This is a genomic window from Streptomyces sp. MST-110588, from assembly GCF_022695595.1.
In the GTDB taxonomy this organism is placed as follows: Bacteria; Actinomycetota; Actinomycetes; order Streptomycetales; family Streptomycetaceae; genus Streptomyces.
In genome coordinates this window covers 6,964,451-6,987,347 of the sequence record NZ_CP074380.1, presented here as the reverse complement: position 1 = coordinate 6,987,347, position 22,897 = coordinate 6,964,451, and the positions used below count along the sequence as shown (strand labels likewise).

The window sequence follows — 22,897 nt, the reverse complement described above, 5'->3', positions numbered from 1 at the left end:
CGCGGCTGACCGGCAGTCGTTTTCCGACAGACTTGAGCACGTCAAGAATGGCGGCGGTTCACGCCGGAAGCCTCCGTACCGGTGGCCGGCGGTCCGTTCAGGCCGTCGGGATGCGGCCTGTCATGTGGCCGGCGGGCCCGTGCGCCGCGTCCGGCCGGAGCGGGGCACGCGGATCAGCCCCTCCTGGGCCACGGATGCGACCAGCCGCCCGTCGCGGGTGAAGACCTGGCCGCGTACGAGTCCCCGCCCGCCGTGCGCCACCGGCGTCTCCTGCGCGTACAGCAGCCACTGGTCGGCCCGGAACGGCTGGTGGAACCACATCGCGTGGTCCAGGCTGACGCCGCTGGTCAGACCGCGGCCCCAGGACAGCCCGTGGAAGAGCGCGACCGTGTCGAGCAGGGTGATGTCGGAGATGTAGGTCAGCAGGATTTCGTGCAGCAAAGGTGCCGCGGCGGCGGGCCGCGCACCGCCGCCGCAGGACGGACCGGCGTACGGCGGAGTGCGGGACGACGGACCGCTGGACCGCGGAGCGACGGACCGCGGGTCGACGGGCGGCGGACCGGCGAGCAGCGGATCGTCCGGAAGGGCGGCGTCGGGGAGGACCGCATCGGCGGGGGCCGCTTCGGGCAGCGTGCCGTCGGTCCGCAGCCACACCAGGTTCCGGTCCGCCCGCAGCGCCGGGTCCCGCATCACATCGAAGCTCAGCGGGCCGACGAACCGCAGGTCGAAGGGCTGCCGCAGCGGCGCGACCGGCCCGCCGAACGCCTCGGCCAGCCGCTCCTCGTACGTGGCCAGGCTCTCCGGGTCCGGCACCTGGGGCATCGGGTCCTGGTGGGTCAGTCCCGCCTCGGCCCGGTGGAAGGAGGCCGACAGCGTGAAGATCACCTGGTCGTGCTGGACCGCCGAGACCGACCGGGTGGTGGCCGCGTGCCCGTCCCCCAGCCGGGTGACGTCGTAGAGGACCGGCTCGGCCGGGTCACCGGGCCGTACGAAATAGGCGTGCAGCGAGTGCACCGTACGGCCGGCGGGCACCGTGGCCCCGGCCGCCGCGAGGGCCTGGCCCGCCACCTGCCCGCCGTACACCTGCCGTACCCGTTCCCTGGGACAGCGTCCCCGGAAGACGTCCTCGGCGATCCGCTCGGGGGCGAGCAGCTCGATCAGCTCCTCCAGCGCCGTGCTCTGTGTGCTCAACGACTGCCACACCCTTCCGCGCCACACGGGGCCGCACCAGGCCGAACGAAGTGAACGAGTGGAACGAGGCCAAAAAACGAGGCCAAAAAACATGACGATGGACCGGACGAGGCCGGACGCCGCCGGACGGGACCGGACGTCGCCGTACCGGGCCGGAGGCGACCGGATCGGGCGTCCGGCGGCCGTCCCGGGAAGGAGCCGTCCCAGCGGCGCCGTAAGGCGCCCTGACAACGCCCGGGACGCATGCTGTCAGGCGCCCCCGTACACCGCCAAGGGCCCGTCCGGCATTCGGCACTCCGAGCCGGTCCGCGTATGCCGGATCGTTTCCGCCCGCATCTGCTGTCCGCCCGCACCTGCCGTCCGCCCGCGCCGTCCGGCCGCCGCGCCGTACGGCCCGCCGCGTCAGCCGCGGCCCGCGTCGTCCGGCGCGGGGGACGGCTCGCAGACGGGCGCGCCGACGGGCCGACGCCCGACGCCGGGCAGAAAGCGGCCGACGCCGGCGGTGTAGCGGGCGTACGCCGCCCCGTGGGCGCGGGCGAGATACGGCTCCTCGATGGCGCGCACCTGGACTTCGACGCCGACGAACAGACAGCTCAGCGCGAGCAGTTGGGTCCAGTTCGGCACCATCGCGGTGATCCCCGCCATCGCGAGGAGCAGCGCGGTGTAGATGGGGTTGCGGACCAGGCCGAAGATCCCGCCGGTGACCAGTTCCGTACGCTCACCGGGGTCGACCCCCAGCCGCCAGGAGCCGCCCATCGCCTGCTGCGCGACGAACACCCCGCCGAACCCCGCCAGCGCCGCCACCAGCCCGGTCTCGGCGATCAGCGGCCCGTCCAGTGCCGCGAGCGGGGGCAGCAGGCCGGTGCCGGCCAGCACCGGCGACACCCCGCCGAGCACGATCCCCACGGCCGCCGGTGTCAGCGCCCACCACGCCGAGGTGCCGGCCGCCGTTCCGGTCGGCATGCCGTTGGCCGTACGGGCGAAGCGGTGGCCGCTGTCGCCGCCGCTGGTGCGGTAGTGCAGCCAGCTCCGCAGGCCGAAGCCGGTCGCCCCGCCGGCCAGGTAGACGGCCAGCGCTGTCCATGCGGTCCACGAGCTCATGCTCACTCACGTCCTTTTGCCTCGGCTGTGCTCGGCTCTTCCCGGACTGTGCTCGGCTGTGCTCCACGGCTCCCGGTTCTCCGGATTCCCGGGTTCCCCGGTTCGCGGCTGTCCCTGCCGGCTTCCCGGTACCGCACGGGAACGGTCCCGGCACGGGGCAGACCCGGCACGGCCCGTGGACGGACGGACGGGCGGGCGGGCGGCCCGGCTCCGGGCCGCCCGGGTAGGTCACACGCCGCGCGGGGACAGCTCCGCCATGGGGCCCCAGTCGGTGTCCGGGACCTCGGTGTTGATGATCTTGGGCGTGTCGGCGATCACGTCCGGCATCCACGCCATGGCGGTCTGGAAGTGCTCGGAATTCACATGGGCCTCTCCCGCCTCACCGGACGCGAACGCCTCGATCAGCACGAAGGTGTGAGGGTCCTCGACGCTCCTGGACCACTCGAAGAAGACGTTCCCCGGCTCCTGCCGCGTCGCGGTGGTGAAGTCCTCCACGAGCGAGAGCCACTCCCCGCTGCGCTCGGGACGGACGGGGAACTTGACGACGATGAAGATCACGCGATTCTCCTGGTCGGTACGTCGGGTACGGGTGTCGGTACGGGCCGGCCCGCGCCCGTACGGCATCGCGGCCGTACGGCGCCCCGGCCGGTCCGCTGCCATCGTGCGCGGTGGCGCCGCGGCCGGCGAAACGGAGCGCCGGTCGATTCCGGCCCTGCCGGAAAACCGCCGCCCCGGCGTACCCGGCACTGCGCCGACCGGCCCAAACATCGGGCCCGGCCCAAACACCGAGCCTGCCCGAACACCGAGCCTGCCCGAACACCGCGCCCGGTCCGAACACCGAGCCCGGCCCGAACACCGCACCCCCGGTCGTCTTCCCCGCGCCGCCACGGCTCAGCGCTGCGGTGCCGGGAAGGCGACCGGGCCGCGGTGGCCGCGGCGGCCCACCGCGCGGACGCCGAACAGGACGTTGTCCTTGGACAGCCCGACGGTGTACCGGGTCACCTCGCCGACCTCGACGACATGCGTCCACTCCGGCTCGGTCGTCCCCCGCCACACCACCTCATACCCTGCCGCGTCCGGCTCCGTGACCCGCTCCCACGTCAGCTCGGTGGAGTTCCCCGGTGCGGTGGTGAGGATCTTGACGTTCCGGGGCGCACGGGGAGCCTGCGCCTGGGACCACAGCGCCGCCGCGTTCACCCGGGCCACCCGCGCGATGTAGCCGAAGTCGCAGAACTCGGGCAGGTCGCCGTAGCTCTTGCCGCCGGCCACCCGTACGTCCTGGTGCTGGTGCGCGAAGTCCTCGGCCGGCTCGGTGAAGCGGACCGCCGGCCAGCCGCGCTCCAGGAAGGGGATGTGGTCGCCGCCGCGCAGATAGCGGTCGCGCCGCTGGACGACACGTACGCGCATGCCGGTGGCGTCGTTGTCGGCGACATCGCGTACGAAGCGCGCGAGCTGGCGGGACGGCCCGTCGTTCTCGCCGCCGACCGCGCGCCGCACGGCGGCCTGTTCGGGGGTCTCGGCGGTGGGCACACCCTCGGCGAAGAGACGGACGGTGTACGGGTCCCGGGTGCCGTCCTCGGCCGTGGAACTGCCGACGATGTCGTTGGTGAACATGCCCTGGACGTCCGCGCCCGCGGCCTTGCACCGCTCGGCCAGGTGCGCCGCCCCGTACAGCCCCTGCTCCTCGCCCGCGACGGCGGCGAGGACGAGGGTGGCGGCCGGCCGCCGGGTGGCCATCACCCGCGCCAGCTCCAGGACCACCGCGACCCCCGAGGCGTCGTCGTCGGCGCCGGGGGCGTCACTGGTGGCGTCCATGACATCACCCGCCCGCGAGTCGTAGTGCCCGGAGACGATGTGCAGCCGGTCGGGGGCCAGGGAGCCGCGCAGTGTGGCGACGACGTTGGTGATGCGGGTGGCGACCGGCACCCTCGGGGCCGGTTCCTGCACGTAGGACTGGAGCTCGACGGTCATCCGCCCGCCGGACGCGGCGGCGTACCGGGTCATCTGCGCGTATATCCAGTCCCGGGCCGCCCCGATGCCCCGTACGGGATCGTGCTGCGCGGAGAGCGTGTGCCGGGTCCCGAAGGAGACGAGCCGGCGCACGGTGGTCTCGATGCGCCGGCGGTCGATCTCCGCGAGCAGGGCACACAGCTCCGGGTCCGGACGCTGTGCGGTGACGGGCGCACCTCCGCTCCCCTCCCGCCGCGACGGTTCCGCTCCCCCGCTCCCAGCCCCGGCCCGCCGTCCACCGGACGGCACCCCGGCCGCCGTCGTCGCCGCGACCGCCGTGACGGCAGCGGTCGCCGTCGCGGCCACCGAGAGGACGGATCTACGGGAGGAACCGGAGGGGCGCTGCGCCATGACGGGTCCCTTTCGCGGCGGGGGCGGCGGACGAACACGGGCACGGGGCGGGCACGGATACCACACGAATGGCATGACCATGGTCACCGCTATCGCGACCACCGGCAAGCGGCCGTCACCGACGGAAAACCCGAGCCGGACAACGAACGCGCCGCACGCAGACCCTCCTCCGCCCTGCGACCTGGTCCCACTGCCGGAGGCAACCGGACGCCCCGCGCCGGAACCTCCCGGCGTGACGGAGCACGCGGACCGTAGGTCAGTACAACTGGCCGTTGAGGGCGGGGGCGGCGGGGAAGCCGGCGGCGCGGGCCAGGGCGGCGGCCTCGCCGCGGGAGGCGACGTCGAGCTTTTTGAGGATCTTGGCGACATGGAACTTGACGGTGTGCTCGCTGATCTGGAGCTGCTGGGCGATGGCCCGGTTGCGGTGGCCGTGCACCAGGTGCTCCAGGACGTCCAGTTCCCGCCGGTTCAGGCTGCCCAGCGGGTCGTCGACGCGCGGGCGGCCGGGTGCCGTCAGCGGTAGCCGTACGGTGACGATCGTGCCCCAGTCGGGCACCGCGTCGACCTCCAGCGCGCCGTTGAGCGCGCCGACCCGGTCGGCGAGCCGGTGCATGGCCAGCGCCTCCGGGGCCAGCGTCCCCGGTCCGTCGTCGCGGACGGTCGTGCGCAGTTCGGCGTCCTCGGTCTGCCAGCCCACCCGGATCCGGCCGACTCCGCCCTGCTCCAGCATGGTCAGGACGGTGCCGCGGGCGGTGGTGCGCGCCACCTGCGCGATCTCCGAGGGGATCAGCCGCTGCGGGGAGTTGGGCGTGGAGAACTCCAGCGCCACGTTGCTGTACCGGGAGAGCAGCCCGAGCATGTCGCACAGCCTGCGGAAGGCGTCCTGGACCGTCTCCTCGCGCGGCAGTTGCCCGTCCTCGCCGGCCGCCCGCAGCTCGATCAGCGCGGAGACCGCGTAGTCGGTGGCGGTCCGGCGGGCGGCGGTGTCATCCAGCGTACGGGTGCGCAGCACGCCGAGGAGGGTGGTGAGGGTGGCGGCGTGCTCGTCGGTCAGGTCGGCGACGACCCGGGCCCGTTCGCTGTTGGCCATCCAGGGTGTCGCCAGGTCGACCGGCACCGCCTGCGGCAGCAGGGCGATCACCCGTACGGTGGCCAGGTCCCACAACTGCTGGATCAGCGCGAGGACTTCCGGCGCGGGCTCGGTGCCGTCCTGCGGGACCAGGGCCAGCAGCGCGCCCGCGGAGCCGGGGGGCGCGGACGCCATCGCCAGGACCGGGCGCGGCGCACCGGCGAGGCGCGCCCGGCCGAACCAGGGCGTGCCGACGTCGACATGGGTGGCCAGGGCCGCCATCTCGGCGGTGGTGATGTTCTCGGTCAGCGGGGCCTCACCGTGACTCCAGGTGGCCGACTTGGGGCAGTCGCCGGTGAGCATGATCAGGGCCTTGTGCTGCACGAGGTCGGACACTTCCCCCGACAGCGTGGACAGAATCTCTTTCAGGGGGGCCCGCATCAGGTTCTCCACCACAGCGAGAGTGCGCCGCGGGTCCCCCCAGTCCCGATACGCCATATACGCATGATAGTCGCAATCCTGCCGCCTTCTAACCGGTCTTCCGGCCAGGTACGACCATCCTTACGAGCAGTGGCGCCTGACCGGGAAGGCGGGGGCCTCGGGCCGCGGGCCACGGAACACCCCGACGGCGTCCCCGACGGCGCACCCGTCATCGCGTCCTCATCGCGTCCCTCAGCCCTCCTCCTTCGTACGGTCCATACGCTCCGTACGCCTCGTGGCGGTGGACGGCGCGGCCCCGACCGACCTCCAAGCGTCCTCCAAGCAGGGTTGTGGAACCTGCTGCTCGTCTTTGTCCGGCGCGTGGCACCACGCCTGCACACGGCGCGCACCGTGCGTGCCGTGTGCGCCGCGCGCCGCCGGCGAAGGCCGCGTTGAGCGGCTCGCGAGTGAGGGTGACGGGGGAGAAGAACACGATGGCTCGGCGACGAGTGGTGATCACCGGTATCGGGGTACGCACCCCTGGAGGAAACGGAGTCAAGGAATTCTGGGAGCTGCTGGCCTCGGGCCGGACCGCTACCCGCCGCATCTCTTTGTTCGACCCCTCCCCCTACCGGTCGCAGATCGCCGGGGAGGCCGACTTCGACCCGGTGCACGAGGGGCTGTCCCCGCTGGAGATCCGCCGGATGGACCGGGCCTCGCAGTTCGCCGTGGTCTGCGCGCGGGACGCGATCGCCGACAGCGGCCTGGAGTTCGAGTCCTTCGACCCCGGCCGGGTCGGGGTGAGCCTGGGCAGCGCGGTGGCCGCCGCGACCAGCCTGGAGCAGGAGTACCTGGTCCTGTCCGACAGCGGCCGGAACTGGCTGGTGGACCACGGCAGCCTGTCCCCGCACATGTTCGACTACCTGGCGCCGAGCGTGATGCCGGCCGAGGTGGCCTGGACCGTCGCCGCCGAGGGACCGGTGACCATGGTCTCCAACGGCTGCACCTCGGGCATCGACTCGGTGGGACACGCCTGCCAGTTGATCCGCGAGGGCAGTGCGGACGTGATGCTGGCCGGGGCCTCGGACACCCCGATCACCCCGATCGTCGTCGCCTGCTTCGACGCCATCAAGGCGACCACGCCGCGCAACGACGAGCCGGAGAGCGCCTCACGGCCGTTCGACGGGTCGCGCAGCGGTTTCGTCCTCGCCGAAGGGGCGGCGATGTTCGTCCTGGAGGACCGGGCGCACGCCGAGCGGCGGGGCGCGCACGTGTACGCGGAGATCGCGGGGTACGCCACGCGCTGCAACGCGTACCACATGACCGGCCTGAAGCCCGACGGCCGGGAGATGGCCGAGGCCATCCGCGCGGCGCTGGCCGAGGCCCGGGTCGGGCCGAGGGCCATCGACTACATCAACGCGCACGGCTCGGGCACCAAGCAGAACGACCGCCACGAGACGGCCGCCTACAAGCGCAGTCTGGGCGACCACGCCTACCGCACGCCGGTCAGCTCCATCAAGTCGATGGTCGGGCACTCCCTCGGCGCGATCGGGTCGATCGAGATCGCCGCCTCCGCGCTGGCGATCAAGAACGGTGTGATCCCGCCGACGGCGAACCTGCGGGAGGCCGACCCGGAGTGCGACCTGGACTACGTGCCGCTGACCGCGCGGGTCAAGCCGCTGCACAACGTGCTGACGGTCGGCAGCGGGTTCGGCGGGTTCCAGAGCGCCATGGTGCTGCGCCGGACCACGGGAGACGCCGCATGACGGACCACACGAGGGACCACATGAGCGACAACGGTACGGACGGCAGCACGGACGGCAGCACCACGGACGGGGCGACGGCCGGCATCACGGACGACGTACGGGACCGGACGGCGGACGGCACGCCGGGCCCGGCGGCCAGGGCGTACGTCACCGGCATCGGCCTGCTGGCCCCCAACGGCCTGGGCCTGGAGCCCTACTGGGAGGCGACCCTGGAGGGCCGTACCGGCATCGCCCCGGTCACGCGCTTCGACGTCTCCCGCTATCCGGTGCGGCTGGCCGGTCAGATCACCCGCTTCGAGGCGGGCGAGCACCTGCCCAGCCGGCTCCTGCCGCAGACCGACATCTCCACCCGCTTCGCCCTGGTGGCGGCGGACTGGGCGCTGGCCGACGCCAAGATCGAGCCGGACGCCTTCACGGACTACGACATGGGCGTGGTCACCTCCAACGCCACCGGCGGATTCGAGTTCACCCACCGCGAGTTCAAGAAGCTCTGGTCGCAGGGGCCGGCCTCGGTCAGCGTCTATGAGTCCTTCGCCTGGTTCTACGCCGTCAACACCGGGCAGATCTCCATCCGCAACAAGCTCCGCGGGCCCAGCAGCGCGCTGGTCGCGGAGCAGGCGGGCGGGCTGGACGCCCTGGGGCACGCCCGCCGGACCGTACGGCGCGGCACGCCCATGGTCGTCACCGGCGGCGTCGACTCGGCGCTGGACCCGTGGGGCTGGGTGTCGCAGATCGCCGGCGGACGGCTGAGCACGGTCACCGATCCGCGCCGTGCCTACCTGCCCTTCGACGCCGGCGCGACCGGGTACGTCCCGGGGGAAGGCGGCGCGATCCTCGTCCTGGAGGACGCGCGGGCGGCCGGCTCCCGTGGCGCGCAGCGGGTCTACGGGGAGATCGCGGGCTATGCGAGCACCTTCGACCCGCCCCCGGGCTCGCCCCGGCCGCCGGGTCTGCGCCGGGCCGTCGAACAGGCCCTGGCCGACGCGGGGGTGAGTGCCGGAGACGTCGATGTGGTCTTCGCCGACGCCGCGGGCGTACCCGAGCTGGACCGCCGGGAGGCGGCGGTGATCAGCGGGCTGTTCGGGCCGCAGGCGGTGCCGGTCACCGCGCCCAAGGCCCTGACCGGGCGGCTGTACTCCGGGGGCGGGCCGGTGGACGTGGCGTGCGCCCTGCTGTCCATACGGGACGGTGTCATACCGCCGAGCGGCGGTACGGCCCAGGTGCCCGAGGAGTACCGGATCGACCTGGTGCGCACGGCGCCGCGGCCGGGGCCGGTGACCACGGCACTGGTGCTGGCGCGGGGCAAATGGGGCTTCAACTCCGCGGTCGTCGTACGGGCGGTGGACGGCGCGGACGCACCGGCCCCGCACCCCTCCTCCCACCCCTCGCCCACGTTGCCGGAGGCATCGGATGGCTGACGACTTCAGGGACGTGATGGCCCGGTTTCCCAGCGGCGTGACCATCGCCACCACCTGCGACGAGTCCGGGAACCCCTACGGGCTGACCGTCAGCTCCTTCTGCTCGGTCTCCCTGGACCCGCCGCTGGTACTGGTCTGCCTGGCCAAGTCCGCCCGGTGCTTCCCGGCGTTCGAACGCAGCGCGGAGTTCGCCGTCAGCATCCTGCGGCAGCGCCACGCGGACCTCGCGCTGCGGTTCGCCGACCGCAGGGCGGAGAAGTTCGCCGGCGGCGGCTTCGTCCGTACCCGCGCGGCGGCATGGTCGTCGACGACGCGCTGGCCTCCGTCGAGTGCATCGTGGACCGGCGGCACGACGCGGGCGACCACACCATCCTCGTCGGCAAGGTCGTCGACCAGTGGATCGCCGACGCCGGGCCGCCCGCCGTCTACTACGACCGCCGGTTCGCCGTACTGGACGCGGCGCCATGACCACCGACCGTCCGGACCTTGCCGCCGACCCTTCGGAGGTGACCGCCGTGGCCCCCAGCAGGCCGGTCCCGCAGATCGACGCGGACGACGAGACACTGCGCCGGCATCTGGCGGGCGCGGAGATTCCCGCGCTGCTGATGACCACCGTCCACCTCACCGGCGATGTGTCGCTGCTGCGTACGGACGTCCGGGCACCGGGGTGGCTGTTCGCGCCGCAGGGCGGGCTGAGCGCCGAGCGGCAGGAGCAGGTGCGCGAGGCCGCGCTGGCCGCACTGGCCGGGCTGCGCGACCACGGGCAGCCGGGTGCGGCCGGGGCAGAAGGGGGCACGGCCGGAACCGGAGAGGCCACGCCCGCTTCCCCCGGCGCGCCCGCCTCCCCCGGCGCTCCTCCGCCCCCGCCCGACCGGGACCTGCTGCGCGCCATCACGGCCTGGGCCATGGACACCGACACCGAGGACCTGCTGGACCTGCTCGCCGAGGAGATCGTCCTGCCCTGCCACGACGCGAGGGCCCCCCGGTGGACCAGGTCCCAGGTCCGGCCCGGCAGCGACTTCGAGGTCGCCGTCATCGGCTCCGGGTTCAGCGGGCTGCTGGCCGGCTACCGCCTGGCCCAGGCCGGCGTGCCCTTCGTGATCTACGAGAAGAACCCCGAACTGGGCGGCACCTGGTTCGAGAACACCTATCCGGGATGCCGTACGGACGTCGCCAGCCACCTCTACAACTATTCCTTCGCGCCCAAGCACGACTGGCCCGACCACTTCTGCCGGCACGACGTGGTCCTGGAATACCTGCGGACCTTCGCCAAGGATTCCGGCGTCGGCGACCGCATCCGCTTCGGCACCGAAGTCCGGGACATGCGCTGGGACGAGGAGCGGGCGCTGTGGCACCTGACGCTCGACGGCCCGGACGGGGAATGCGCGACCGTCAGCCACCGTGCCGTCATCAGCGCGGTCGGACAGCTCAACCGGCCGAATCTGCCGGACATCCCCGGACGTACGGAATTCGGCGGGCCCGCGTTCCACACGGCGGCCTGGGACCATACGGTCGACCTGACCGGGAAGCGCGTCGCGGTGATCGGTACCGGCGCCAGCGCCTACCAGTTGGTGCCGGAACTGGCGGGGACCGCCTCCGAAGTGGTGGTCTTCCAGCGCAATCCGCCGTGGATGCGGCCCACCCCGCACTATCACGACGCGGTGCCGGACAGCGCCAAATGGCTTTTCGAGCACATTCCTTATTACGCCCAGTGGTACCGGTTCTGGCTGCTCGCGCCGGGCCTGCGCGGAATTCTGGACGGATGGGTCGTGGACCACGGCTACCCGCCCACCGAGCGTGCGGTCTCGGCCCTCAACGAGCGGCTGCGGGCCTCCCTGCTCCAGGGCATGGAGGCGCAGCTCACCGACGCCCCCGAGCTGCGCGACCTGGTCATTCCGCGCTACCCGGTCGGCGCCAAGCGGGTGCTGCGCGACAACGGGCGCTGGCTGGCCACGCTCAAACGGGACGACGTGCGGCTGGTGACCGAACCGATCCGGCGCATCACGCCGTGTGGGCCGGTCGCCGGCGATCAGGAGTACGACGTCGACGTCATCGTCTACGCCACGGGATTCCAGGCGTCCCGGTTCCTGACCCCGATGAAGGTGACCGGCCGCGGCGGGGCGGATCTCCATGAATTCTGGGACGGCGCGCCACGGGCCTACCTCGGAATGACCGTCCCCCGCTTCCCCAATCTCTTCTGCCTCTACGGCCCGAACACCAATCTCGTCGGGCAGGGCGGCAGCATCGTCTATTTCTCCGAATGCGCGACCACCTACATCCTGGACGCCATCCGGCTGCTGCTGGCCACCGGCCACGACGCGCTGGAGGTCCGCCAGGAGGTGTACGACACGTACAACGCGTGGGTGGACGAGGGAAACCGCGACCGCGCGTGGGTGTGGTCGAAGGTGAGCGGCTGGTACGCGCAGGGCGGCCGTTCCGCGACCAACTGGCCGTTCGCCGGCGACACGTACTGGCGGCTGACCAGATCCGTCGATCCGGCGGAATACGAGATGTCCACCATCGGGGGTACCGGCAATGAATGAGACCGCCAACGCGCTGCATACCAGCGGCGAGGCGCTGAAGAAATCCCGCGACGAGCCGAGTACGACCGGCGGCACGCTGCTGACGGCGTCCCGGAAGGTCGCCGGCCTCAGCGCCGGGTTGGCCACGGACATGGCGGGCGAACGGCAGCTCGACGCCGAGGTGTTCAAGGGCCTGGGCGAGGCCGGTTTCATGCGGCACTTCGTGCCGGCCGCGTTCGGCGGTAACGAGGGCACCTTCGGCGAGCTGCTGCCCGCGATCGTGGCGGTCGGCGAGGAATGCACGGCGACGGCCTGGTGCGCCTCGCTGCTGGCCAACACCTCCCGGTTCCTGCCCCTGTTCCCCCTGGCGGGACAGCGGGAGGTGTGGGGCCAGGGCCCGGACGCGGCGGTGGTCTGCTCGGTCCTGCCGTTCGGCGAGGCCGTCCCCGAGGGGGACGGGCTGCGGGTCACCGGCCGCTGGCCGTACATGAGCGCCATCGAGTTCGCCGACTGGCTGATCGTGTGCGCCAAGGCCCGACAGGGCGGCGAGCAGCGGATGAAGCTGGTGATCGTGCCGCGCTCGGCCTGGCAGGCGCAGGACACCTGGTACAGCGTCGGCATGCAGGCCACCGGCAGCAACACCGCCGTCCTTGAGGACGTGTACGTGCCGCCGGAGCGGATCGTGGACCGCGACGTGGTCTTCGCCGGCCGCGCGGCCGGCCCTTCCGGGGACCCGGCGGTCTCCCGCGTGGCGCCGCTGCCCGCCGTCAACGGTCTGACCTTCGTCGCCCCGGCACTCGGCGCGGCCCGTGGTGCCCTGGCGCTGCTGTCCGGCTACCTCGGCGAGAAGGTCCGCAGCGCGCCGCCGCTGCCGGGCATGCCCGGAGTGGCGGGCAACCGGGCCACGTACGAGATGGTGCTGGCCCGCTCCGCCGTCGAGATCGACACCGTCGAGCTGCTGTTGGAGCGGATCGCGCGCTCCGCCGACGACGAGGCCGGTTTCCCCCCGGCCCTGATCGCCCGCAACATGCGGGACAGCGCCTTCGCCGTGGACGTCCTGGCGACGGTGGCGAACCGGATCTTCCGTACGGCGGGCACCGGCGGCCAGGCCGACGGCGGACCGCTCCAGCGGTTCTGGCGCGACATCAACTCCATCGCCACCCATCAGGCGCTCCAGTTCGAGCCCGCGGCCCGCAACTACACCCGCGCGGTGTTCGACGGCGGCAACTGAGCCGCCGCCGGACCACCCACCCATCCCGGCAACCTAGGAGCCACACATGAGCAAGTCCCCGTCCCCTTCCCCGTCCCCGAACCAGTTCGAGTCACAGGCGTCCCCGGACCGCATCCTGCACACCGGGCTGGCCTTCCTCTCCGCGAAGGCGCTGCTCAGCGCCGTTGAACTCGGCGTGTTCACCGAACTGGCCAAGGGCCCGGCCGATGCCGCGACCCTGCGCGAGCGGGTGGGCGTCCACCCGCGCGGCGCGCTGGACTTCTTCGACGCGCTGGTGGCCCTGGGCCTGCTGCGCCGGGTCGACGGCGTCTACCACAACACGGAGGAGGCCGCCGCCTACCTGGACCGCGGCAAGCAGTCCTACCTGCACGTGGGCAGCATGCTGGAGATGGCCAACTCCCGGATGTACCCCATCTGGAGCAACCTGACCGACGCGCTGCGCACCGGCAAGCAGCAGGACCAGGCGACCAACGACACCGACGAGTACATCTACGACGCGCTGTACGCGGACGAGCAGCGGCTCCAGGAATTCCTGGCGTCGATGACGGGCATGAGCCACAGCGCCAACTGCCGGATCGCCACGCAGGTGGACTGGAGCGGCTACAAGACGCTGGCCGACATGGGCACCGCCCAGGGCGACCTGGCCGTCCAGGTCCTGCTGGCCAACCCGCACCTGCAAGGCATCGGGTTCGACCTGCCGGCGGCGGCCCCGACGTTCACCAAGTACGCGGCGGACAACGGGCTCCAGGACCGGCTGCGGTTCGTCGGGGGCGACTTCTTCACCCAGGACTTCCCCGCCAGCGATGTGTTCACCTTCGGCCACATCCTGCACAACTGGGACCTGGACCGCAAGAAGGTGCTGCTGAAGAAGGCGTGGCAGGCCCTGCCCAAGGGCGGTGCGGTGATCGTCTACGACTCGCTCATCGACGACGACCGTTCCCAGAACGCCTTCGGGCTCCTGATGAGTCTGAATATGCTCGCCGTGACCGATGTCGGCTTCGGCTACACCGCGGCCGACTGCAAGGGCTGGATGGCCGAGGCGGGCTTCGGCCGTACCTGGTCCGAGCACCTGGTCGGCCCCGACTCGATCGTGGTCGGCATCAAGGAGTGACACCGTACCGGAAGGGCCGCCGGTACCCGAGCGCGTCAGGCAGCGCCCGGCGCCCCGCGTACCGGTGGCCCCGGAGGAAAGGATGCAGCGGATGCCGTCCGACGCCGACGCGTTGAAGGCGAACAAGGAACTCGTCACCGAGTTCATCCGCAGGTTCTACAACGAGAAGGACTACGACCGCGCGCGAGCGCTGCTGACCGAGGACTTCGCCAACCACCACCCGGGGGTCGGCGTGGGCCGGGACCGTACGGTCGAGGGCTTCCGGGAGGCGGCGCAGGCGGCCTTCCCCGCGTTCTCGCTCACGGTCGTGCGCATGGTCGCCGAGGGCGACCAGGTGTGGACGCACAGCGTCGCCAGGGTCGCGCCGACGGCGCCCGGTTCGGTCGTGGTCGACATCTGGCGGATCCGGGACGGCCGGCTGGCCGAGCACTGGGACGTGGGCCAGGCCGTCCCCGAGGGGTCCACCCTCGAAGAACTGACCGCGGACGGCCTATGACCAGTACCATGCGCGCGGTCACGCAGTACTCCTTCGGCGGTCCCGAAGTGCTGGAACTGACCGAGGTGGCACGCCCGCGGCCGTCACTGAACGAAGTGCTCGTACGGGTCCGGGCCGCCGGTGTGAACCCGATCGACGCCCATGTCCGCTCCGGTGCCCTGCCCCTCCTGGGCAGGCCGCCGTTCACCGTGGGCTGGGACATATCCGGTGTGGTCGAGGAGGTCGCGCCGGGCGTGTCCCGGTTCGTCCCGGGCGATGAGGTGTACGGCATGCCGTACATCCCGCTCGCCGCCAACGGGTACGCGGAGTACACCGTCGCGCCCTCCCGGCAACTGGCCCGCAAACCCGCCACCATCGGCCATGTGCAGGCGGCCGGGCTGCCGCTGGCGGGGCTGACCGCCTGGCAGGCCCTGGCCGACGCGGCACGGGTCCAGGACGGTCAGCGGGTGCTGGTCCACGGCGGCGGGGGCGGGGTCGGCCACCTGGCCGTACAGATCGCCAAGGCGCTCGGTGCCGAGGTCCTGGCGACCGCCAGCGCGGCCAAGCACGGCTTCGTCCGCGAGCTGGGGGCGGACGAGGTGATCGACTACCGTGCGGTGGACTTCGCGGACGCGGCCGGCGGGGGCGTGGACGTGGTGGTCGACACGGTGGGCGGCGAGACCGCCGTCCGCTCGCTGGACGTCCTGCGGCCTGGCGGGGTGCTGGTCACGATCGTCGAGATGCGCAACACCGACCTCGCCAAGCAGGCCGACCACCGCGGCCTGCGGTTCTTCGGGGTCACCGCCGAGCCGGACCACTGTGCCCTGGAGGCCCTGGCGGAGCTGGTGGACGCCGGGAAGCTGCGCTCCCATGTCGCGCACGGGCTGCCGCTGGCGGACGCCGCGCGGGCGCACCGTCTGATCGGCTCGGGTTCGACGACGGGGAAGATCGTGCTCACGGTCTGAGGGCGGCCGGTGACCGGGAACCGATGGCCGGTGACCGGGACTGATGGCCGGTGACCGGCGGCCGACAACCGGGCCACCGCATCGAAGACGGACCCGGCGGGTGACTCCGCCGGGTCCGTCCGCGCGTGTCGAGGCGGTGGCCGCGGCTCCGGGCCGTACGGCGTCGCCCACGGGCCCACCAGCCATGTTCCGGTCACGGCGCACCAGCCGTGTTCCGGCCGATCCCCAGTGATGCTCGACCCGCCGTCAGGACACTGGGCGGGCCCGACGCACCCGGTGCCGCCGCACGGCCGGGGCCGCGTCCGGCACGTACGTCATCGGCCCGGTTTCCTCCGGTTTCCGTCCCGTGGCCCCGGAGCGCACCGGTCCGGGTCCTGTCGTCCATCGCACCACAGGGGAGTGCTGTGTCCCGTCGTCTGTTCACCTCGGAATCCGTGACCGAGGGCCACCCCGACAAGATCGCTGACCAGATCAGCGACACGATCCTCGACGCGCTCCTGGAGGCGGACCCGGCCTCGCGGGTCGCCGTGGAGACACTGATCACCACCGGCCTGGTGCAGGTGGCCGGCGAGGTCGCCACCTCGGCGTACGTGCCGATCGCGCAGCTCGTACGGGAGAAGATCCTGGACATCGGCTACGGCTCGTCCCACAAGGGCTTCGACGGCGCGTCCTGCGGCGTGTCCATCGCGATCGGGGCGCAGTCCCCCGACATCGCGCTGGGCGTGGACACCGGCGGCGCCGGCGACCAGGGCCTGATGTTCGGGTACGCGTGCGACGAGACGCCCGAGCTGATGCCGCTGCCCATCCACCTGGCCCACCGGCTCTCCCACCGGCTCTCCCAGGTCCGCCGGGGCGGCGATATCCCCTATCTGCGCCCGGACGGCAAGACGCAGGTCACCATCGAGTACGACGGGGAGCAGGCGGTGCGCCTGGACACCGTCGTGGTCTCCTCCCAGCACGCCCCCGACATCGACCTGGACACGCTGCTCGCCCCGGACATCAGGGAGTTCGTGGTGGAGCCGGTGCTCGCCGAACTCCACGACGGGGTGAAGCTGGACACCGACGGCTACCGGCTGCTGGTCAACCCCACCGGCCGCTTCGAGATCGGCGGTCCGATGGGGGACGCGGGCCTGACCGGCCGCAAGATCATCGTGGACACGTACGGGGGCATGGCCCGGCACGGCGGCGGCGCCTTCTCCGGCAAGGACCCCTCCAAGGTGGACCGTTCGGCCGCGTACGCGATGCGCTGGGTCGCCAAGAACGTGGTCGCGGCGGGACTGGCGCGGCGCTGCGAGGTCCAGGTCGCCTACGCGATCGGCAAGGCCGACCCGGTGGGCCTGTTCGTGGAGACCTTCGGCACCGCCACCGTCGACGTCCGGAAGATCGAGGACGCCATCGCCGAGGTCTTCGACCTGCGACCGGCCGCCATCATCCGCGATCTGGACCTCCTGCGCCCGATCTACGCACAGACCGCCGCCTACGGCCACTTCGGCCGCGAGCTGGCGGACTTCACCTGGGAGCGCACCGACCGCGTCGACGCGCTGCGCACGGCCGCGGGACTGTGACATGGCGGGGGACGGGGGCGAGCGGCGGGACGGGAGAGCGGGCCGGAGCGGGAGCGGGCCGCAAAACGGCGCGGTCCGGCGGGGCGAGGCGAGGAGAATCGTCGTCACCGGCTCCGTCGCCACCGACCATCTCTCGGTGTTCCCCGGCCGGTTCGCGGACCAGCTCGTACCGGACCATCTCGACCACATCTCGCTGTCGTTCCTGGTGGACACCCTGGAGATCCGGCCCGGCGGGGTCGCGGCCAACATCGCCTACGGCCTCGCCTCGCTCGGCCACCGCCCGCTGCTCGTCGCGGCGGTGGGCAGCGACTTCCAGGAGCACGGCCGGCGGCTGCGCGCGCACGGCGTGGACACCTCACCGGTGCGCGTCTCGTCCTCCCTGCCCACCGCCCGCTTCACCTGCACCACCGACGCGGACGGCAACCAGCTCGCGTCCTTCTACCCCGGGGCCATGACCGAGGCGTCCGGCATCGACCTGGCGGCGCTCGCCCGCGCGCACCGCCCCGGGTTCGTCCTGGTCGGCGCGGACGACCCGCGGGCCATGCTCCGGCACACCCGGGCCTGCCGGGCGCTGGGCCTGCGCTTCGCCGCCGACCCCTCCCAGCAGCTCGCCCTCGCCGACGGCGCGACGATCCGTGAACTGGTCGACGGTGCCGACCATCTGTTCACCAACGAGTACGAGAATGCGCTGCTGCTCGCCAAGGCCGGGTGGACCCGCGCGGACGTGCTCGGCCGGGTCGGCACCTGGATCACCACCCTGGGCGCGAAGGGCTGCCGCATCGACCGGGAGGGCGAGCCGGGCATCGAGGTCGCCGCCGTACCGGCCGCCACCGCCACCGACCCGACCGGCGTCGGTGACGCCTTCCGCGCCGGCTATCTGGCGGGGCTGGCGGGCGGGCTGACGGCCGTACGCGCCGCACGGGCCGGAGCCGCGCTGGCCACGCTCGCGCTGGCGTCCGTCGGCCCGCAGACGTACCGCGCCGGGCCCGGGCGGCTGGGTGAACTGCTCACGACGGCGTACGGGGGCCAGGAGGCCGCTGCCGTACTGGCCGGGCTGCCGCGGGCCTACGCGCCCTCGTCCGCTCCGCCGGAACCGCGGGGCGCGCGGACGGGCTGAGGCACGGGCCCGGATGCCGGCACGGACGCCGACCGGGAGTCGTTCCGAGAGCCGTTCCGAGGGCGCGCGGCGGGAACTTCCTGCGCCGCGCCGCCGTACACCGCTGGATATCGCCGTACACCGCCGTACACGGCACCGAATACGGTCGCGGTCGCGGCCGGCCCGAGGTTACAGTCCGCCCCGGATGTCTCCTCCGGACGCCCGGCGCCACGCGCCCGGGCCGGAGTTTCACCTATCCGCCGGAGCCGCGCCGTGGTTCCGGCACCTACTGAGCAGGGGTTCCACCATGACTGACGGACAGGGCAGGCACCAGGGCGAGGTGGCGCTGGTCACCGGGGCCAACAAGGGAATCGGCAAGCAGATCGCCCGGCGGCTGGCCGCCGAGGGCATGACGGTCTACCTCGGGGCACGGGACGCGGAACGCGGCCGGCAGGCCGCGGGCGAACTCGCCGCGCAGGGCGGTGATGTGCGCTTCCTCCAGCTCGATGTGACCGACCAGTCCCAGGTCGACGCCGCCGTCCGGCGCATCGCGCAGGAGTGCGACCGGCTGGACGTCCTCGTCAACAACGCGGGAATCGTGGTGGAGTGGGGCGTCGCGGTGCCGGAGGTGACCGCCGACCACATGCGGGCGGCCTTCGAGGTCAATGTGTTCGGTACGGTCGCGGTGACCCAGGCGTGCATTCCGCTGCTGCGCCGGTCCCCCGCCGGCCGGGTGGTGAACATGTCCAGCCCGCTGGGCTCGCTGACCCTGCTCAGCGACCGGGACCACCCGGTCTCCACCCGCGGGCTGCTCCCCTACAGCTCCTCCAAGGCCGCGCTCAACGCGATCACCCTGGTGTACGCCAACGCGCTGCGCGAGGCGGGGATCCGGGTGAACGCGGCCAACCCCGGGCTGGTCGCCACCGACCTGAACTCGGACTCCCCGTTCAGCCGTGGCACGCAGACGCCGGAGGAGGGCGCCGAGGTGCCCGTACGCCTGGCGCTGATGGACAAGGACGGGCCGACCGGTGCCTTCCGTGGCAGCATGGAGGGTTCGGTGGAGGAGAGCATCCCGTGGTGAGCGGACGGGGAGCGTTCTCCGCCACCGTCGTGTGAGGTGGCAAGGGCGGGGGCCGCCACCGCGCTCCGGCGCGTGACGGCCCCCGCCCTCCCCTGATGCCCTTTTCACCAAGCCGGGAGCCCGGGGCCCCGACGCCGCCCGCTATCCGGCCCGGGCGGTCGCGGCGGCCCCCACGCCCGCCGCGACCGCCCGGCTCGCGGCGCCCAGCTCCGCGCGCAGCAGGGCGCGGGCGTCCGCCAAGGTGGCGCGCCCGCCGAGTTCGCCGGCGACCGCTGCGGGATCGACGGCCACGGTGTGCCGTACGGTGATCAGCGAGCGGTCGCGGGCGTACCCGGCGCCGCCCGTGAACGACCATGTCGCACTGTGTCCCAGCGCCAGCCGCGCGCCGGACAGTTGCTTCTCCGCGATCCAGCCCGGCGCCCGGCACACGCGCAGCGACCGCGTGGCGCGCGGGCTGCCGTCCTCGGTGACGGTCCGCGCCTGAAGGTCCTGGACCCCGGGAGCGGGTTCTGCGACCCGCACCTGGCGCACATGCGGGAGCCGTTGCGCCCAGCGGTCGGCGCCGCGCACGAAGGCGTACGCCTCGGCCGCCGTCGCGTGCGGCTCCCAGGTGTCGGTGAAGGAGAAGACCATCTCCTCCACGGTGTACGGCTGTTCGGTGACGCGGGCCAGCGCGGCGAGCGCCTCGGAACCTCTGCGGTGCAAGGTGGCCCGCAGCCGCCGCAGCGGCGCGGACTCCTCCTCCACCGCACGCAGGCGGTGCCGCAGGACCACCTCGGTCCTGCCGCCGGGCAGCGCGCGCAGGTGCCAGCCGCCGTCCAGCGACGCCGGTGCCTGGCGGTGCTCCTGCCGGAAGCCCACGTACAGGCGCCCGGGGTCCAGGACGCGGCGGGAGGTCCAGTGCGCGACCTCGCCGTCGACGACCGTCCAGATCTCGAACGTCTCGGTGCGCCGGTCCCGTTCGAGGTGCCGGACGGCGACGGTGCGCCCGAAGACCGCCGGCCACAGGGTGACGTCGGCGACCAGGCCGTAGAGCGTACGGGCGGGGGCCCGGACGGTCAGGGTGTGCTCGGTGCGATGGGTGACCGGTTGCGCCATCTCGCCGCGCCCCGTCAGCCGCTCGCCTGCGGGACCCCGTCGCCCAGGTTGATCAGGTCGAGCAGCGCGCGGGGGGTGCGGGCCGTGGCGACCTCCTCGTCCGGCAGGGTGACGCCGTACTCCTGCTGGATCGCGGCAGCCGTCTCCATGAGGGCGAGCGAGTCGTACCCCAGGTCCTCGAAGGCCGTATCGAGGATGTCGCCGGTCAGGTCGACGCCGTCCTCCTCGCCGGCACAGGCGACGAGGATGCGGCGCAGGTCGTCGATGCCAAGAGCTGTCATAACAGGTGTCTCCTACGGATCGGTGGAGCAGTGGTTCGGTGGGACGACGGGGCCGGTGTGCCGCGTCCTGTCCCGGCCGGCTGCCTTCCCGCCCGAGGGTGCGGGCAGGTGCTCGCACAACACTGGGAGCGGACTTGGGGTTCGCTGTCGTGGCCCCATCGGGTCCCGAGGGGGTACGGGCACCATGGCCGTACGGCGCCCTCGTACCCGGCTCCCCCGCCCGGCGCCCCGTACCCTGCGCTCCGTACCCGGCGCCGTGTGCCCTGTGCCCGTACCTGGAGCCCTCGTCCGTAATGCGTACGCGTGGTCCGCGATTCCGGACGGCGACCAGAATTCTTCGGCACCGGTCCGATATTGATCCGATATTGATCCGGGCCGTTCCATTCCTTGACCGCCACTCCTCCAGCAATAGGAGCAGCAGGTTTAACTCACCGCCCGGTAATTCGGCTAGTGTGATGGCCGACACAGCTTTCCCGGTGGTGGAGACCACTATGCCTCCGATATCTTCCCAGTGGCGCCGGAAGAGTCTCACCCTGCCCGACGGCGGGTGAACGGAGCGCCAGGTACGGGGGGTTCGACGGTACACGGATTCGGCCGAGCTGCCGATCTGTTCAGGAGCGATCACACCGAACAGCCGTGGAATCACTCTCGCCTGAGTCATGGACAATCAGGGGGAGCGCCATGAAATTCAACCTGCTAGGCCAATTCGAGATGGTGGCCGACGACGGCCGATCGCTCATTTTGAGCCGGTCGAAAGTCAGCCAACTGCTCGGGTTGTTGTTGATCCAGAACGGGGAAACGGTCGGAGTGGATTCTCTGATCGAGGAGCTGTGGGGCGAAAACGTCCCGCGCAGTGCTCTGACCACGCTTCAGACGTACGTCTACCACGGGCGCAAGATCTTCGCGTCCGTGCCCGGCGGCCGTGACATCCTCATCACCCGGCCCGCCGGGTACAGCATCCGGGTGCCCGCCGACACCATCGACGTCGCCGTCTTCGAACGCCTGGTCCAGCAGGCGCGCAGGGCACTGGAGGCCGGGCACGTCGAGACGGCCGCGGAACACCTCGACGAGGCGTTCCGGCTGTGGCGCGGCCCGGTCCTCGCCGGCATGATGACCGGCCCGGTCCTGGACGCCCATCTCACGTACATCAACGAGCTGCGGTTCGCGGCCAACGAGCTGCACATCGAGGCCAGCCGGCGGCTGGGCCGGCACCAGGAGATCATTCCCTGGCTCCGGCTGCTGGTCGCCGAGAACCCGCTCAACGAGAGCCTGCACGCCCAGCTCATCAAGGCGCTGCACAGTTGCGGCCGGCGGGCCGAGGCGCTCCAGGCGTACCGGAGCCTGTGGCGCACCCTGGACGTGGAGCTGGGCATCGAGCCCGCGCCCGAACTCCAGATCCTCCAGCACGACCTGCTGACGGCCAGGACGCCCGTCACCGCCGCCCGGTGACTCGCCTTTCGGCTAGGTGTGACTGTCCGGACGGGCAGTACGCATCCGCCGAAAGAGCTGTGACGCTGAAGGTGTCTGACACTTGACCAACGTGAGAGGAACATCCATGTCCGACATCTCGGCGTCCGTCGTCATCGCCTATCACAGCGGGTACGGGCACACGACGAGGCTGGCCGAAGCGGTACACGAGGGCGCGGCATCCGTGTCCGGGGTCACCGTGGAGATGATCACCGTGGAGGAGGTGTCCGAGGAGGATTGGAGCCGCCTGGACGCGGCGGACGCCATCATCTTCGGATCGCCCACCTACATGGGCACGGCCAGCCCCGCCTTCCACACCTTCGCCCACGACACGGCGGGCCGGTGGAGCGCCCAGGCGTGGAAGGACAAGATCGCGGCCGGTTTCACCACTTCGGGCGCGATGAGCGGCGACAAGCTCAACACCTTGCAGTACTTCACCGTACTGGCCGCCCAGCACGGCATGTACTGGGTCAACCTCGACCTGCTGCCCGGTACGGAGGAGACCGACCTCAACCGGATCGGCGGCTGGCTCGGCGCGATGGCGCAGTGCCCGGGCCGGGAAGGGCCGGAGATGATGAAGAAGGCCGACCTGCTCACCGCCTCCCACCTGGGGCAGCGCGTGGCCGAACACACGCTGCTGCTGCGGCGGGCCAGGGCGCTGGCGGCCTGAGACCGGCCG

The 22,897-nt window shown here is 72.2% G+C and carries 20 protein-coding genes and 1 pseudogene; 14 read left to right on the top strand and 7 right to left on the bottom strand.

The genetic code is table 11. The features are described from left to right. Positions 1–120 precede the first annotated feature (120 nt). The 5 genes from KGS77_RS30565 to KGS77_RS30545 form a co-directional block, all read right to left on the bottom strand. Positions 121–1,191, bottom strand: coding sequence for an acyl-CoA thioesterase II (locus KGS77_RS30565; protein ID WP_242586346.1), 1,071 nt, complete (start codon positions 1,189–1,191; stop codon positions 121–123). A gap of 402 nt (positions 1,192–1,593) precedes the next feature. Beyond that, positions 1,594–2,292, bottom strand: a complete 699-nt coding sequence (locus KGS77_RS30560) for an isoprenylcysteine carboxylmethyltransferase family protein (protein WP_242586345.1) — start codon at positions 2,290–2,292, stop codon at positions 1,594–1,596. Between the two features lie 228 nt (positions 2,293–2,520). Beyond that, the gene (locus KGS77_RS30555) at positions 2,521–2,850 is read right to left on the bottom strand and encodes a putative quinol monooxygenase (protein WP_242587785.1); all 330 of its coding nucleotides are present in this window, start codon (positions 2,848–2,850) and stop codon (positions 2,521–2,523) included. Between the two features lie 333 nt (positions 2,851–3,183). Then, positions 3,184–4,653 (bottom strand): M28 family metallopeptidase, encoded by a 1,470-nt coding sequence (locus tag KGS77_RS30550; RefSeq protein ID WP_242586344.1) that lies wholly within the window; start codon positions 4,651–4,653, stop codon positions 3,184–3,186. Positions 4,654–4,909: 256 nt separating this feature from the next. Then, positions 4,910–6,220, bottom strand: coding sequence for a LuxR C-terminal-related transcriptional regulator (locus KGS77_RS30545; protein WP_242586343.1), 1,311 nt, complete (start codon positions 6,218–6,220; stop codon positions 4,910–4,912). A gap of 416 nt (positions 6,221–6,636) precedes the next feature. On the opposite strand from KGS77_RS30545, the gene KGS77_RS30540 reads away from it, so the two are divergent. The 12 genes and pseudogenes from KGS77_RS30540 (at position 6,637) to KGS77_RS30490 (ending at position 19,372) form a co-directional block, all read left to right on the top strand. Then, complete coding sequence (locus KGS77_RS30540) at positions 6,637–7,908, top strand: beta-ketoacyl-[acyl-carrier-protein] synthase family protein (RefSeq protein ID WP_242586342.1); 1,272 nt, start codon at positions 6,637–6,639, stop codon at positions 7,906–7,908. Next, a complete protein-coding gene (locus KGS77_RS30535) occupies positions 7,905–9,326 on the top strand; it encodes a ketosynthase chain-length factor (RefSeq protein ID WP_242586341.1) in 1,422 nt (473 codons plus the stop codon). Before KGS77_RS30540 ends, KGS77_RS30535 begins: the two co-directional genes overlap by 4 nt. Next, positions 9,319–9,552, top strand: a pseudogene (locus KGS77_RS34745) (flavin reductase family protein); the annotation flags it as partial. The gene KGS77_RS30535 and the pseudogene KGS77_RS34745, both read left to right, overlap by 8 nt. 71 nt (positions 9,553–9,623) lie before the next feature. Beyond that, entirely contained in the window at positions 9,624–9,794 is a 171-nt protein-coding gene (locus KGS77_RS34740) for a flavin reductase family protein (RefSeq protein ID WP_277994287.1), read from the top strand. Continuing rightward, entirely contained in the window at positions 9,791–11,869 is a 2,079-nt protein-coding gene (locus KGS77_RS30525) for an NAD(P)/FAD-dependent oxidoreductase (protein ID WP_242586340.1), read from the top strand. The genes KGS77_RS34740 and KGS77_RS30525 overlap by 4 nt, the downstream gene beginning before the upstream one ends. Next, positions 11,862–13,079: a hydrolase gene (locus tag KGS77_RS30520; RefSeq protein ID WP_242586339.1), complete on the top strand. Its 1,218-nt coding sequence runs from the start codon at positions 11,862–11,864 to the stop codon at positions 13,077–13,079. The genes KGS77_RS30525 and KGS77_RS30520 overlap by 8 nt, the downstream gene beginning before the upstream one ends. Positions 13,080–13,125: 46 nt before the next feature. Beyond that, the gene (locus KGS77_RS30515; RefSeq protein WP_242586338.1) at positions 13,126–14,190 is read left to right on the top strand and encodes an acetylserotonin O-methyltransferase; all 1,065 of its coding nucleotides are present in this window, start codon (positions 13,126–13,128) and stop codon (positions 14,188–14,190) included. A gap of 91 nt (positions 14,191–14,281) precedes the next feature. After that, positions 14,282–14,686 (top strand): nuclear transport factor 2 family protein, encoded by a 405-nt coding sequence (locus tag KGS77_RS30510; protein WP_242586337.1) that lies wholly within the window; start codon positions 14,282–14,284, stop codon positions 14,684–14,686. A gap of 8 nt (positions 14,687–14,694) precedes the next feature. Beyond that, positions 14,695–15,630: an NADP-dependent oxidoreductase gene (locus tag KGS77_RS30505; RefSeq protein ID WP_242586336.1), complete on the top strand. Its 936-nt coding sequence runs from the start codon at positions 14,695–14,697 to the stop codon at positions 15,628–15,630. Between the two features lie 404 nt (positions 15,631–16,034). Then, positions 16,035–17,195 carry a methionine adenosyltransferase gene (metK, locus tag KGS77_RS30500; RefSeq protein ID WP_242586335.1) on the top strand — a complete coding sequence of 387 codons (1,161 nt, stop codon included), beginning with the start codon at positions 16,035–16,037 and terminating at the stop codon, positions 17,193–17,195. 1 nt (position 17,196) lies between these two features. Further along, positions 17,197–18,312 (top strand): carbohydrate kinase family protein, encoded by a 1,116-nt coding sequence (locus tag KGS77_RS30495; RefSeq protein WP_242586334.1) that lies wholly within the window; start codon positions 17,197–17,199, stop codon positions 18,310–18,312. 286 nt (positions 18,313–18,598) lie between these two features. Then, positions 18,599–19,372, top strand: a complete 774-nt coding sequence (locus KGS77_RS30490; RefSeq protein WP_242586333.1) for an SDR family oxidoreductase — start codon at positions 18,599–18,601, stop codon at positions 19,370–19,372. A 141-nt stretch (positions 19,373–19,513) separates the two neighbouring features. Here KGS77_RS30490 and KGS77_RS30485 read toward each other — a convergent pair whose 3' ends face one another. Next, positions 19,514–20,470 (bottom strand): SRPBCC family protein, encoded by a 957-nt coding sequence (locus KGS77_RS30485; RefSeq protein ID WP_242586332.1) that lies wholly within the window; start codon positions 20,468–20,470, stop codon positions 19,514–19,516. Between the two features lie 14 nt (positions 20,471–20,484). After that, positions 20,485–20,751 carry an acyl carrier protein gene (locus KGS77_RS30480; RefSeq protein WP_242586331.1) on the bottom strand — a complete coding sequence of 89 codons (267 nt, stop codon included), beginning with the start codon at positions 20,749–20,751 and terminating at the stop codon, positions 20,485–20,487. A 681-nt stretch (positions 20,752–21,432) separates the two neighbouring features. Between KGS77_RS30480 and KGS77_RS30475 the strand changes: the two genes are divergently transcribed. Next, the gene (locus tag KGS77_RS30475; protein ID WP_242586330.1) at positions 21,433–22,200 is read left to right on the top strand and encodes an AfsR/SARP family transcriptional regulator; all 768 of its coding nucleotides are present in this window, start codon (positions 21,433–21,435) and stop codon (positions 22,198–22,200) included. A gap of 106 nt (positions 22,201–22,306) precedes the next feature. Next, entirely contained in the window at positions 22,307–22,888 is a 582-nt protein-coding gene (locus KGS77_RS30470) for a flavodoxin family protein (protein ID WP_242586329.1), read from the top strand. The last annotated feature ends 9 nt before the right edge of the window (positions 22,889–22,897 follow it).